Origin of the sequence: Streptomyces sp. NPDC091209, from assembly GCF_044757755.1 — a bacterium.
Lineage (GTDB): Bacteria > Actinomycetota > Actinomycetes > Streptomycetales > Streptomycetaceae > Streptomyces.
Genome location: NZ_JBIVVR010000001.1, coordinates 735,179 through 748,002, shown reverse-complemented (window position 1 = coordinate 748,002; position 12,824 = coordinate 735,179). Strand labels below are relative to the sequence as shown.

The window sequence follows — 12,824 nt, the reverse complement described above, 5'->3', positions numbered from 1 at the left end:
GCCAACGGGTGCCGCTCCGCCGTCAGTTGCCCGCTTCGGTGGTCGGCGTCAGGTCGCGCACCAGTCGGCTCGCCACCGGTACCGGCACCCCGGTCCGCGCCGCCGCCCGCAGCAACGCGCCGCCGATCGCGTCGAGTTCGAGTGCGCGTCCGGTCTCGGCGTCGCGCTGCATGGAGGATTTCGTGGCCGCCGGGAAGGCGTCGTAGCGGGCGAGGGCGGCCGCCGGATCGACCGGGGCACCGCACGCCCGGGCGACCGCCGTCGTCTCCTCGACCAGCGCGGTCAACTCCTCGCGGTGCAGCGTGCGTACGTCGCCCACCGGCACCCCGTACCGCGTGGTCAGCAGCGCGAACGGCGCGAGGAACGACATCTTCGCCCACAGTGTCGCCGCCTCGCCGTCCTGGACCCGGACGCGTACCCCGGCCCACTCCAGGGCCCCGACGAGCGTCTCGACCCGTGCTCGGGGTGCCGTCTCGGCGGTCAGGTCGACCTCGGCGAACGGGCTGCCGTGCTCGATCACTCCCGGCGCGATCCGCGTCGACTCCACGCGGATCACCGCGGGGGCCACCTGCTCGGGGCGGTAGCGCTCACGCAGCGTCGCCGGGTGCTCGACACCGTTCAGGAGCGGGACGACCAGGGCCTCCTCGCCCAAAACCTTCGCCGGGAGCCGCTCCAGGGCCGCGTCCAGGGCGGTCGCCTTGACCGCGATCAGGCACACGTCGGCCGGCTCGCGCAGTTCGGTGTCCGCCGACACCCGCGCCGTGAAGTCGCCGAAGCGGTCACTGCGCACCTCGATACCGTCCGCGGCCAGCGTCCGCGCGGTCTCGTCCCCGGCGAGGCAGATCACCCGGTGGCCCGCGCGGGACAGGAGCGCCGCGAGCAGCCCGCCGACCCCGCCCGGACCCAGCACCGCCACCGTCAGCCCGTCGTTCGCCATATGCCCTCGCTCCTCTCCGCAGGACCCCGAACGGGCCCCGGCGATGATCACAAGCGGCGGTCATCCGAGTCAATCCTCGGAGAAGCTTGCCCATCTCCAAGGATTCACTGGGGTGTTGCGGCGAACGGGACCGTCGGCGCCGCTACGGCACCCGTACCGAAGCCCCGGGCTCCAGCAGCCGCAGCCGGTCCACGAGACCCGCGTCCGCGAAGGCCTTCGTCAGGGTCGAACCGTCCTGGGTGAAGTGGCCCCAGTGCTCGAAGTGCAGCGGTACGACCTGGGAGGCGCCGAGGATCTCCGCCGCCCGCGCAGCGTCCTCGCTGGTCAGGGTCAGTGGAGCGTCCGGCACCAGCGGGGTGCGCGCGGCGCCCGCGAACAGCACGGCCACATCGAAGGGCCCCTCCCGGCCCGCGATCTCCCGTACGACGTCCAGGGACGCGTTGTCACCGCTCACGTACACCTTGGGCAGCTCCTCCCCGGACAGGACGAAACCGGTCACCTCGCCCACGAGAGGCAGCGAGCCGTCGGGTCCGTGCTGCGCCGGAACGGCCGTCACACGCAGCACTCCGCCGTCCGGACGCGTCAGTTCGACGGACTCCCAGGGGCGTACGGCCCGTACGGGCGCGCCGATCCGCTCGTACGCCGATGCCGTCGACAGGGTCACCGGGGCGCCCTGGAGATATCCGCGCCCGGACGCGTCCAGGTTGTCCGGGTGCTGGTCGTGGGAGAGCAGGACGGCGTCGACCGGGCCGAGCTTCTCGGCCGGCAGCGCGGGCCCGGTGGTCTTCACCAGTTTCCGCGCGCCGACCGGGTACTCGCCGGGAGCGTCGAAGGTCGGATCGGTGAGCAGCCGCAGGCCGCCGATCGCGATGACGGCGGTGGGACCGCCGACGTAGGTGATCTCCATTGAGGTCATGCTCTGCTCAATCCGGGGAACCGGTGGCGCTATTCCCGGCCGTGACTGCCCGCTTTCGCGAGCGCTGACCATCATGGCGCCGGACGCGCGAGACTGGAGTCATGTGCCGCAGCATCAAGACACTTCGTCCGCCCGCGATCCCCGAGGAAGCGACCGAGGAGGAGATCCGCGCCGCCGCTCTGCAGTACGTCCGCAAGGTCTCCGGGTTCCGCGCCCCGGCCGCCCACAACCGTGAGGTCTTCGACCGCGCCGTCGCGGCGGTCGCGGCGGCCACGGCCGAGTTGCTGGACGACCTGGAGGTACGCGGGGCGGCGCACCAGCACGCCGGATAGCACCCGCGCGCCCCGCACGGAGGGCCGCGGGCCCAGGACCGCCCGCGGTCCGCGGCCCGTTGCCCCGCACGGCCGCCGCAGGCTACGGGCCCTGCCCGCAACCCCGTGGTCCGCGGTCCGTACCCGTGGTCCGCCCCCGCAGTGCCCAGTGACCTCTGACCGGTAGTCCGTGGCTCGCAGCCCGAGGCCGGTCGCCCGCAGCCGGTGACCTGCAGTCTCGTGGTGCGCAGCCCGTGACCCACGGTCCGTGGCCCGCAAGCCCGCAAGCCCGCAAGCCCGCAAGCCCGCAAGCCCGCAAGCCCGCAAGCTCGTGGCTCGCAGCCGGTGGCCCGAGGCCGGTCGCCCGCAGCCCGTGGCCCACGGTCCGTGGCCCGCAAGCCCGCAAGCCCGCAAGCTCGTGGCTCGCAGCCGGTGGCCCGAGGCCGGTCGCCCGCAGCCCGTGACCCACGGTCCGTGGCCCGTAGGCCCGCAGCCGGTGGCCGTTCGGCCCGTGGTAACCGCAGGCCGGTCACCGGGGGCCGAACCCGCGGTCGGTGGCCGTGGTTCAGGCCGTGGTGGTCCCCGCCCTTGTCCCGGGCCGGCGTACGAGGTAGGCCGCTCCCGCTCCCGCGACGAACAGGGCCCCGAACGACACGCCCGTCGCGAGCCAGGTGGCGCCCAGCCACTGGCCGCCGAAGTAGCCGAGGGCCACGCTGTACCCGGCCCAGGCCAGTCCGGCGAGGACGGACCAGGGCAGGAACTCGCGGACCCGGCGGTGCGCGGCGCCCGCGCCGAGCGAGACGACCGAGCGGCCGGCCGGCGCGAAACGGGCGACGACGACGAGCACACCGCGGGCCCCGCCGCCGCGCGCCAGAACCTCGCCGAGACGTTCCTGCGCGCTGGTCAGGCGGCGGGACCGGGCAATGGCGCGATCCAGGCGGTCGCCACCGCGCCAGGCGAGGCGGTACGCCATCAGGTCACCGAAGACCGAGGCGGTGGCGGCGCACAGGGTGAGCACCAGGATGTCGGGCACGGTGTGCGGAACGGCGCCGGTGGCCGTGGCGGAGCCCGCCGCGGCCGTCGCCGCCGTGATGACCAGGACTCCGCTCGGCAGCACCGGCAGGAACACATCGAGAACGATGGACACGGCGACCACCGCGTAGATCCACGGGCTGCCTGTCAGCGCCCCCACACTCTCCAGCACCGAACTCTCCCCCGACTCCCCCGTGAGGCCGACCGTGCCGCGACGAGCGGGGCGTGGCACGGCGGCCTGTGACAGCCATACAGCGTACGCCGCGGATGTGACAGAAGATCCTCGGGGGTCGCATGTGTCGGTCACATCACGTTCACGGGCCCGCACGCTCCGGTATCCCGTACGGCGCCGATGCCCGCTGCGGATACGGGATACGGCGGGCGCCCGCCCCCGTGCCGCGGGGGCGGGCGCTCGGCCGCGGGGGTCAGGCGGTGACGGGCTCCGCCGTCCGTTCGTCCTCGCCGACCGGTGACATGCGGGCGGCGAGCAGCCGGTCCAGGCCGAGCGCGCCGGAGCCGGTGAAGACGAGCAGCAGCATGGTCCAGCAGAACAGCGCGGAGAGTTCGCCGCCGTTCTGGATCGGCCAGAGGGCCGCCGACTGGTGGACGTCGAAGTAGGCGTACGCCATCGAGCCCGAGGCGATGAACGCGGCGGCGCGGGTGCCGAGGCCGAGGAGCACGAGCACCCCGGCGACGAGCTGGATGACGGCCGCGTACCAGCCGGGCCAGGTGCCCGCGTCGATGGTGCCGCCGTTACTGCCCATCGCGCCGCCGAGCACGCCGAAGAGCGAGGCGGCGCCGTGTGCGGCGAAGAGCAGTCCGACGACGATGCGGAAGAGGGAAATGGCGTACGGCTGGGCGCTGTTGAGGCGTCCGGTCATGTGGGGGAACTCCTTCGGTCTGGTTCGGTCCGGGCGGGCCGGACCGTGGGACGGAACCGAGTGAGTCACCAAGGTTAGGTGCACCTAATCTGTGCTTGCAAGTTCAACATTCGGCCATGGCTGAACCCCGCGACGGGTGTTCGGCGCGGGACGATCGGTGCGGGGCGATCGGTGCCGGTGATCGGCGACCAGTAATCGGTGCCGGGTGCCGGGTGCGGGGTGCGGGGCGCGGGGTGCTGGGTGCAGGGTGGCTCGTGACGGCCGAGGGTGGCGGGCTCGGCACCCGTGGGAAATGGCCCTATCGCGCGGTGATCACGGACTCCTCCACCGTCGTCAGCCGGGCGCCCCGCGCCGTGCCGTCGGGGCCGCCGCCCCGCGCCTCCCGCGCCTGTTCGAGGCGCAGGGAGGACGAACGGCCTTGCAAGGTCAGGGTCATGAGCTGATTGCCGAACCAAGGGCCTCCCGACTTGCGCCAGTCGACCGGTTGGCGTCCGCAACGGCCGTGCCGGGCGAGGAGGTTGCCCAGCAGTCGGGCCGGGCGGCTCCAGCCGAAGCGGAAGCCGAGCCGTATGGAGAGCGGTATGGAGTTGTGGACGGGTGAGCAGGTGAGCTGGAGAACCCGGGCGGAGGGCTGCCGGGCCGGGTCGGCCCAGACCGGATCGGCGACGTAGGCGTGGTGCACGTCTCCCGACAGCACGCACACCGTCGCCGGCGCGTGCTCGCCCGAGCCGGCCTCGGCGATCAGCTCCGCCAGTTCCGCGAACGACTCCGGGAAGGCCGCCCAGTGCTCCAGATCGGCCGCGCGCCGCAACCGCTCGCCGAACCGCGCCCAGCGGGCGCCCCGCGCGCCCCGGCACAGCGCGGCGTCCCAGGTCTCCGCCTGATGGATCAGCGGGGGCAGCAGCCAGGGCAGCGATGTGCCGATCAGGAGATGGTCCCGGGATTCCGGCGTCTGAAGCGCCTGCTCCCGCAGCCAGGCCGCCTCGCCGGGATCGAGCATCGCGCGGTGCTCCTCGTCGAGGACGCGGGCCCCGCGGCTGTCGAGCATCAGGACACGGGTCCGGCCGAAGTCGCGACGGTAGCTCCAGCGGACCGAGGCAGGGTCGGCGTCGGCGTGGGCGGCGAAGGCGCGCAGCACGTCCGTGCCGTCGGGGGTCTCGCGTACGGCGGCGTACAGCGGGTCGGCGGCGAGCTCGCCCGGGGAGAGGTTGCCGAGGTGCTGGTGGACCCAGTACGACATGAGACCGCTCAGCACCCGCTCGCGCCACCACGGGGTCGCCCGGACCTCCGCGAGCCAGGCCGCGCTGGTGTTCCAGTCGTCGATGACGTCGTGGTCGTCGAAGATCATGCAGGTCGGTACGGTGGACAGCAGCCAGCGGATCTCGGGGTCGAGCCAGGATTCGTGGTAGAGGCGGGTGTACTCCTCGTAGTCCGCGACCTGGTGGCCCGGGGGATCGGCCAGGCCCCGTCGCGCGGCGATCCACGCGCGGGTCGCCTTCGAGACCTCGTCCGCGTACACCTGATCGCCCAACAGCAGGAGCACGTCGGGGCGTTCGCCGTCCGGGGCGGCGGCGATCCGGGCGGCGAGGGTGTCCAGGGCATCGGGCCCGACGGGGTCCTTCTCGTCCGCGGGAGGCGCTGCCCAGCGACACGAGCCGAAGGTGACGCGGACGGTGGCGTCGTCGTCCTCGGGGGCGCGGACGACCGAAGGGGGAAAGGGCGAGTCGGGCAGCGGCCAGACCGTCGTCCCGTCCAGCAGGATCTCGTACGCGGTGACCGTGCCCGGAGTCAGTCCGCTGACCGGCACCAGCGCGTAGTGGTGGCCCGCGATCTGGAAGGTGCGGGCCTTTCCGCGGGCGCCGTCCGCGCAGCGCACCTCGGCGGTGCACGGACGGCTCGCCTCGACCCAGAAGGTCGCGGACGAGCCGTCGACGTACCTCAGCAGCGGTCCCAGGCGCAGTTCGGCCATGATGATCCCCCTCCTCCGTCGCCCCGTACGGTACGGAACGACGGAGGACGGTGGGGAGGTTCCGGAAACCGTGGGGAAGACCGTGGGGGGACGGCGTCCGGAACCCGGGCGACCTGCGGTCGCCGGTCTGTGAGGCGGGTGCGGGTCAGCAGCCGCTCAGGACCGAGCTCAGCTTGGCCTTCTCCGCGGAGTCGACCTTGAGGTTGTAGTAGTACTTCACCTGGACCCAGGCGCGGACGTAGGTGCAGGCGTACGACGTGAGCGAGGGCATCCACTCGGCCGGGTCCTTGTCGCCCTTGGACTGGTTCACGTTGTCCGTGACGGCGAGGAGCTGCGGGCGCGTCACGTCATTGGCGAAGGCCTGGCGCTGGGCCGTGGTCCAGGCGCTGGCGCCGGAGTCCCAGGCCTCGGCGAGCGGTACGAGGTGGTCGATGTCGACGTCGGAGGCGGCGGTCCAGGTGGCGCCGTCGTAGACGGAGTACCAGCTGCCGCTGGTGGCCGCGCAGGCGGAGTCGGTGACGACGTTCGAGCCGTCGCGCTTGAGGATGTACTCACGGGTGTTGCAGGTGCCGCTGATGGTGATCCAGGTGGGGAACAGGTCACGGGCGTAGCCGGTGCGGTTCTCCGTCGCGACGGTGAGGGACGCGAGGTAGGTGCGGGCGGTGGCCGCGCTGACCGGGGTGGGGAGGGCGGCGGAGGCGGTCGGGCCGTTGAAAACACTGGCCATGGCTATGAGGCCCGTGATGGCTGCGAGTATGCTCAACCGTCGACGCGCGTAGACCTTTGGCATGCGAACTCCCTTGGGGTGTGGGGGCGTTGGAGTGCGAGCGAACGAATGCTCGCGGCGTGGTGTTGCCGGGAGGTAAGTGCGCGGTTAGAAACTAGTGACGCGTACATGACATGACAAGGTTCATCGCGGAACTTTCGGTTCGGCGGGGATTTTGGGCCCCGGGACTTTCGGCCCTGTGGGCCCCTCCGGGAGTCGCGTAGTATGAACGGCGCAGAAGGGGAGTAGCTCTTCGCCGGGACCGTCGACATACTGCTCAGCTCGTCTGAGCCGGCGCCCGGAGGCAGACCTCGTTCACGAGGCCGGCCAGCGAGACCTTCGGCAAGCAGTGCACTTGCCCGTGCCGGGTTCCTCCGGTGTGGGTGCTTCTGCCCGCGCCTCCCGGCGCGGGTGTCGCTGTGTGCTGCCGTGCCGAGGTGTCGCGCAGTCACAGCACGCGCAGTCGCAGCACTCTCGGCGGGGCAGCCCGACCGATTGAGGAATTTTGATCAGCTTCAGCGTGATGGCGCTCGTCTTCGGTGTCGTCTTCCTTGCCGAACTGCCGGACAAGACCGCCCTCGCCGGCCTCGTTCTCGGCACGCGCTACCGCGCCTCGTACGTCTTCGCCGGTGTCGCCGCCGCGTTCGCCGTCCATGTGGCACTCGCCGTCGCGGCGGGCAGCGTGCTGACGCTGCTGCCGCAGCAGATCGTGCACGCGGTCACCGGTCTGCTGTTCCTCGGCGGTGCCGCGGTGCTGCTGATGAAGAAGGACGAGGACGAGGAGGAGATCCGCAAGCCGGAGAACCAGACCTTCTGGAAGGTCTCCGGGGCGGGCTTCATGCTCATCCTGGTCGCCGAGTTCGGCGACCTCACCCAGATCATGACCGCGAACCTCGCCGCGCGGTACGACGACCCGCTGTCCGTCGGTCTCGGCGCGGTGCTCGGGCTGTGGGCCGTCGCGGGGCTCGGGATCGTCGGCGGCAAGGCGCTGATGAAGCGGGTGCCGTTGTCGCTGATCACGAAGGTGGCGGCGATGCTGATGCTGGGTCTGGGCACCTGGAGCCTCTACGAGGCTGTGGCGGGCTGAGTTCCGTCCGGCCGCGTGCCCTCGGTGGCGGATGCCGGCGCGGGCTGTCGGTGTCCGGTGGGTGTCCCGATGGTGACTCGATGACGTCCTGGGGGTTGCGTTCGGTGTGTGCGTGACCAAAGGGCAGGTCAGGGGCGGTGGCGCCGAGGGGGCTTGTTTTGTATCTTGTAGGAACAAAGTGGTTCCCGTCCGCACTCCCTGACCGGCGGGCGGGGCCGCCTTGTTTCCCGGGGGTGTGTTGACCCCCCTCTGTCTGTGTTTGGAGCATGCCGATGACGACGGCCACCATCGTTCTGACCGCCCGCGCCCTCCTGCTCGACATGGACGGCACCCTCGTCAACTCGGACGTCGTCGTCGAGCGTTGCTGGCGTGGCTGGGCCTACCGGCACGGGCTGGACGGCGACGAGGTCATGAAAGTCGTCCACGGCAGGCAGGGCTACGCCTCGATGGCGTTGCTGCTGCCGGACCGGCCCATGGAGCACAACCACGCGGACAACACGCTGATGCTGGCCGAGGAGACCGCCGACATGGACGGCGTCGTCGCGATTGCGGGAGCGCCGGAGTTCCTCGCCTCCCTCGCCGGAGTGCCGCACGCGCTCGTCACCTCGGCGGACGTGGCCCTGTCCACCGGGCGGATGGCCGCCGCCGGGCTCGGACTTCCCGACGTGCGGGTCACCGCCGAGTCCGTCGGCGCCAGCAAGCCCGATCCCGAGGGCTTCCTGAAGGGCGCGGCCGAGCTGGGGATCGCGCCCGAGGACTGTGTCGTCTTCGAGGACTCCGGAGCGGGGATCGCGGCGGGGCGGGCCGCCGGAATGCGGGTCGTCGGTGTCGGTCCCCGGGCGGGATTCCACGGGCCGGACGCGCTCGTACGCGACCTGACCGAGGTGCGGGTCGAGACTGTCGGGGACGGGACGGTTCGCCTTCACATCGGCTGAGCGGCGGGGAGCTTCCCAACGGTCGACGGGCCGGAGCCGAGCGGGGTCCCCCTCCACCCCGGACCCCGCTCCTCAAGCGCCGCAGGGGCCGAATCCCGCCCCTACCCACGACCCGGCAGGCCCCTGGTCGGCCTGACGGTCCCGGCTACGGCTGCGTCGTCTCCGCCTCCAGGCTCGCCCGCGTCGCCGGGCCGTACACCCCCGACTCGTCCGCCGTGATGCCCCGCGCCCACTGGTACCAGCGCACGGCGTCCTCGAGGTGACGGTCGAACTGGCCATTGGCCTGCCGCATGTACAACCTCAGCTGGCTCAGCCGCAGCTGGAGCTCGGTCACCTCGGGCCCGCTGTCGCCGCGCCGCAGGGTCGGCGCGGCCAGTCCGCCCGATCCGCCGCCGCCCGTGGAGGCCGTCGATCCCGTCGCCGTTGCGGTCGCGCTGGGCGGTGCGGAGGTGGGAGTCGGCGAGGCCGACCCGGACGGTGTCGCCGACGCGTCCGACTCGGACGCCGACGGCGACGGGCTCGCGCTCGGCGAGGAGGCCGAGGCCGAGGCCGAGGGTGCCGAGGCCGAGGAGGACGCGCTCGCCGACGGAGACGTGGAGGACTTGTCGGACAGCACCTCCGGCGCGCCGGCCCTGACGTCCTTCGGCAGGGCCCCGTCCCGCGAGGGAGGGTCGTACGAGAGCAGTCCGCCGGCGAAACCCGCCGCGGCCACCACCGTCACCACGGCTCCGGCGAGGGCGATGACCCCGGTCCGTCGGCGGCGTCCGGGCCGATCGGTGTCCGAGGCCGTTGATCCGGGCTCCTGGGAGCGCTCGTGGAAGAGGCGGACGTCGGTGGCGCGCGCGTCCGAGGCAAGCGCCTTGAGCTGCATCGTCGCGTCGGCCGGCATGGCCGCCGAGCGCGCGGCCGCGTCCGCCGGGACCGCGGCCAGTTGCATCGTCGCGTCGGTCGGGACCGGCGCCGGCCGCATGGTCCCGTCCCCCGGAATCGCGGCCAGTTGCATGGTGGCGGAGGCGGCGTCCGCTCCGTTCGCGGGCGGCATCGGCACTCCGCCGACCGGCGGAACGCCGTACGCGGAGCCCATCGGCTCGACGCCACCGACCGGCTGGAAGCCGTGGGTCCGCGGGTCGCCGCCGTTCAGCGGCACGGCGCCGGCTTCCCCTACGGGTCCGAAGCTGCCGGTTTCGCTGGGAGGTCCGAAGCTGCCGGTTTCCCCGGCCGGTCCGAAGCCGCCGGTCGGCGCGCTGCCGTTCGGAGGCGCTCCCTGGCCGCTCACCGGCCCGGAGGGGTTCGCCGGCCCCCAGGAGGCCGCTCCGGCGGTCTCCGAAGGCTCTCCGGCCCACGGGGCGGCATGGCGGGGTCCGGGTCCCTGTCCGACCGATCCCGGTCCGGCGGGGTCCGGATCGCCGGTGCCCGCGTTCGGCCCGCGGCCTCCTCCGGAATGCCCGGAATGCTCCGTACCCAGTTCTACGTAGGGCCGTATGCGCAGCGGGTTGAAGTCCTCTGCCGCCGCGGCCTCCGCCGTGCGCTCGTCCCGCAGGGCGTCGGACGCCCTGCGGGTGCAGGCGCAGGACGGGGTGCCGTCCTGCGCCCGGTGTGCGGCGCACTCGGGGCAGACATGGCCGGTCGGTTCAGTCACGAGTGGGTCCCTCCCCCCTGAAAACTCCAGTGATTATCCGGACGACCTTCATACAACCTTCAAGCAGCCCCCCGGAATAGCGGATTCCGGTTCGCTCGACAGGCCATAACCGGACACACCGATCAGGATGGAGGGTGACCGGGACCCTCGGTGCTCAGGGAGGCCGCATGACCGGGGACGCGCAGGGTTCGGACACGCCGTCCGGCCAGGGGCCGGACGGGGCGGACGAGCCGGCCGGCGGCGGCCCGGGCGGGCCGCCCGGACTGCACGACTCGGTCGAGGTGAGTGAGTCGGCGATGCGCCGTCGCACCGCCGCCGCGACCGACGCCCGGGACACCGTGCACGGCAGCGTCTTCGTGTCCATCGGCGCGCTGCTGCTCGGCATGCTGCTCGCCGCGCTGGACCAGACGATCGTGTCCACCGCGCTGCCGACCATCGTCAGCGACCTCGGCGGTCTTGAGCATCTGTCCTGGGTGGTCACGGCGTATCTGCTCGCCTCGACGGCGGCGACCCCGCTGTGGGGCAAGCTCGGCGACCAGTACGGCCGCAAGAAGCTGTTCCAGACGGCGATCGTGATCTTCCTGATCGGGTCGGCGCTGTGCGGCGCGTCGCAGAACATGGGCGAGCTGATCGGCTTCCGGGCGTTGCAGGGACTCGGCGGCGGCGGGCTGATGGTGCTGTCGATGGCGATCGTCGGCGACCTCGTCCCGCCGCGTGAACGGGGCAAGTACCAGGGGCTGTTCGGTGCGGTGTTCGGCGCGACGAGTGTGCTCGGGCCGCTGCTCGGCGGGTTGTTCACGGAACATCTGAGCTGGCGCTGGGTCTTCTACATCAACCTCCCCGTGGGCGTCGTCGCGCTCGCGGTGATCGCGGCGGTCCTGCACATCCCGAAGAAGTCGGCCCGGCACGTCATCGACTATTTCGGTACGTTCCTGATCGCCGCGGTCGCCACCTGTCTGGTCCTGGTGGCGTCGCTGGGCGGGACCACCTGGGACTGGGGCTCGCCGCAGATCATCGGTCTCGTGATCCTCGGCGTGGTCCTCGCCGTGGTGTTCGTCGTGGTGGAGCGGCGCGCGCCCGAACCCGTTCTGCCGCTCAAGCTCTTCCGCGTCCACACGTTCACGCTGTCCGCGATCATCAGCTTCATCGTCGGCTTCGCGATGTTCGGCGCGATGACCTATCTGCCGACGTTCCTCCAGGTCGTGCAGGGCGTGTCGCCCACGATGTCCGGTGTGCACATGCTGCCGATGGTGTTCGGGCTGCTGCTGTCGTCCACGGCCTCCGGGCAGATCGTCAGCCGTACCGGCCGCTGGAAGGTGTTCCCGATCGCGGGCACCGGGATCACCGCCGTCGGTCTGCTCCTGCTGCACCAGCTCGACGAGAACAGCAGCACGGCGGAGATGAGCGCCTACTTCTTCGTCTTCGGTCTGGGCCTCGGGCTGGTCATGCAGGTCCTGGTCCTGATCGTGCAGAACGCGGTGTCGTACGAGGATCTGGGCGTCGCCACCTCCGGCGCGACCTTCTTCCGGTCCATCGGCGCCTCGTTCGGCGTCGCGATCTTCGGCACGGTGTTCGCGAGCCGCCTGGGCGACAACCTGACGAAGGCCCTGGGCGGGCAGCGACTGCCCCCCGGCATCACCACGGACTCCCTGAAGGCCGATCCGAAGGGGATCGGCCAGTTGCCGGCCGATCTCCAGCCGTCCGTCCTGCACGCTTTCGCGACGTCGATCACCGATGTCTTCCTGTACGCGGCCCCGGTCGCCCTGCTCGGGTTCGTGCTGGCCTGGTTCCTGCGCGAGGACAAACTGCGCGGCTCGGTCACGGCCCCCGACGTCACGGAGACCCTCGCCAGCAACCCGGTCGAGCGGTCCTCGTACGACGAGGTGTGCCGCGCGCTGTCCGTGCTCGGCACCCGGGAGGGCCGCCGCGAGATCTACGAGAAGATCACCGACCGGGCGGGCTACGACCTGCTGCCCGCGGCGAGCTGGCTGCTGCTGCGGATCAAGAAGTACGGGTGGGCGGAGCCCGCGCTCCTGGCCGAGCACCATGACGTGCCCCTGCACATCGTCCTGGCCGCCGCCCGCCAGCTGGAGGAACGCCGGCTCGTCCACCGCGAGGGCCTGGACCTGGTCCTGACCGACGAGGGCCGCGAGGCCGCCGGAAATCTGTGGAGGGCCCGGGAGGAGTCCTTCTCCGACCTCCTCGGCGACTGGTGGACACCGGACCGCCCGACGGACCTCACCCAGCTGGTCGAGGAGCTGAACGAAGAGATGTGCGGCTCCGACGCGGAGCGGCCCCACGAGCGCACGCTGCTCGGCCGGCCGGAGGGAGAAATGGGCTGAGCGTCAGCC

General features: G+C 72.0%; 11 protein-coding genes. 4 read left to right on the top strand and 7 right to left on the bottom strand.

Translation table 11 applies throughout. The features are described from left to right. Positions 1–22 precede the first annotated feature (22 nt). Positions 23–937 carry a ketopantoate reductase family protein gene (locus ACIQRL_RS03290; protein ID WP_401326346.1) on the bottom strand — a complete coding sequence of 305 codons (915 nt, stop codon included), beginning with the start codon at positions 935–937 and terminating at the stop codon, positions 23–25. A gap of 142 nt (positions 938–1,079) precedes the next feature. After that, the gene (locus ACIQRL_RS03285; RefSeq protein WP_401326344.1) at positions 1,080–1,853 is read right to left on the bottom strand and encodes an MBL fold metallo-hydrolase; all 774 of its coding nucleotides are present in this window, start codon (positions 1,851–1,853) and stop codon (positions 1,080–1,082) included. Positions 1,854–1,954: 101 nt separating this feature from the next. On the opposite strand from ACIQRL_RS03285, the gene ACIQRL_RS03280 reads away from it, so the two are divergent. Continuing rightward, a complete protein-coding gene (locus ACIQRL_RS03280) occupies positions 1,955–2,185 on the top strand; it encodes a DUF2277 domain-containing protein (protein ID WP_401326342.1) in 231 nt (76 codons plus the stop codon). Positions 2,186–2,729: 544 nt separating this feature from the next. Here the strand turns inward: ACIQRL_RS03280 and ACIQRL_RS03275 are convergent. From ACIQRL_RS03275 to ACIQRL_RS03260, 4 genes are all read right to left on the bottom strand, one after another. Continuing rightward, complete coding sequence (locus tag ACIQRL_RS03275) at positions 2,730–3,368, bottom strand: DedA family protein (RefSeq protein ID WP_401326339.1); 639 nt, start codon at positions 3,366–3,368, stop codon at positions 2,730–2,732. 253 nt (positions 3,369–3,621) lie between these two features. After that, a complete protein-coding gene (locus tag ACIQRL_RS03270; protein WP_401326336.1) occupies positions 3,622–4,077 on the bottom strand; it encodes a DoxX family protein in 456 nt (151 codons plus the stop codon). 298 nt (positions 4,078–4,375) lie between these two features. Continuing rightward, on the bottom strand, positions 4,376–6,046 hold the full coding sequence (locus ACIQRL_RS03265; RefSeq protein WP_401326334.1) for an alkaline phosphatase D family protein: 1,671 nt from the start codon (positions 6,044–6,046) through the stop codon (positions 4,376–4,378). Between the two features lie 145 nt (positions 6,047–6,191). Continuing rightward, positions 6,192–6,836 (bottom strand): HNH endonuclease family protein, encoded by a 645-nt coding sequence (locus ACIQRL_RS03260; RefSeq protein WP_401326332.1) that lies wholly within the window; start codon positions 6,834–6,836, stop codon positions 6,192–6,194. Positions 6,837–7,317: 481 nt separating this feature from the next. On the opposite strand from ACIQRL_RS03260, the gene ACIQRL_RS03255 reads away from it, so the two are divergent. Beyond that, positions 7,318–7,899 carry a TMEM165/GDT1 family protein gene (locus ACIQRL_RS03255; RefSeq protein WP_401326330.1) on the top strand — a complete coding sequence of 194 codons (582 nt, stop codon included), beginning with the start codon at positions 7,318–7,320 and terminating at the stop codon, positions 7,897–7,899. Between the two features lie 272 nt (positions 7,900–8,171). Further along, positions 8,172–8,834, top strand: coding sequence for an HAD-IA family hydrolase (locus tag ACIQRL_RS03250; RefSeq protein ID WP_401326328.1), 663 nt, complete (start codon positions 8,172–8,174; stop codon positions 8,832–8,834). Positions 8,835–8,979: 145 nt separating this feature from the next. Here ACIQRL_RS03250 and ACIQRL_RS03245 read toward each other — a convergent pair whose 3' ends face one another. Next, complete coding sequence (locus tag ACIQRL_RS03245; protein ID WP_401326325.1) at positions 8,980–10,473, bottom strand: peptidoglycan-binding protein; 1,494 nt, start codon at positions 10,471–10,473, stop codon at positions 8,980–8,982. 167 nt (positions 10,474–10,640) lie between these two features. On the opposite strand from ACIQRL_RS03245, the gene ACIQRL_RS03240 reads away from it, so the two are divergent. Beyond that, a complete protein-coding gene (locus ACIQRL_RS03240; RefSeq protein WP_401326322.1) occupies positions 10,641–12,815 on the top strand; it encodes a DHA2 family efflux MFS transporter permease subunit in 2,175 nt (724 codons plus the stop codon). Positions 12,816–12,824: the final 9 nt, after the last annotated feature.

Bases quoted from the DNA above. Each gene is read 5' to 3' on its own strand.
- ACIQRL_RS03285 (WP_401326344.1), bottom strand. From the start codon at position 1,853: ATGACCTCAATGGAGATCACCTACGTCGGCGGTCCCACCGCCGTCATC.
- ACIQRL_RS03260 (WP_401326332.1), bottom strand. From the start codon at position 6,836: ATGCCAAAGGTCTACGCGCGTCGACGGTTGAGCATACTCGCAGCCATC.
- ACIQRL_RS03250 (WP_401326328.1), top strand. From the start codon at position 8,172: ATGACGACGGCCACCATCGTTCTGACCGCCCGCGCCCTCCTGCTCGAC.
- ACIQRL_RS03265 (WP_401326334.1), bottom strand. From the start codon at position 6,046: ATGGCCGAACTGCGCCTGGGACCGCTGCTGAGGTACGTCGACGGCTCG.
- ACIQRL_RS03280 (WP_401326342.1), top strand. From the start codon at position 1,955: ATGTGCCGCAGCATCAAGACACTTCGTCCGCCCGCGATCCCCGAGGAA.
- ACIQRL_RS03290 (WP_401326346.1), bottom strand. From the start codon at position 937: ATGGCGAACGACGGGCTGACGGTGGCGGTGCTGGGTCCGGGCGGGGTC.
- ACIQRL_RS03270 (WP_401326336.1), bottom strand. From the start codon at position 4,077: ATGACCGGACGCCTCAACAGCGCCCAGCCGTACGCCATTTCCCTCTTC.
- ACIQRL_RS03240 (WP_401326322.1), top strand. From the start codon at position 10,641: ATGACCGGGGACGCGCAGGGTTCGGACACGCCGTCCGGCCAGGGGCCG.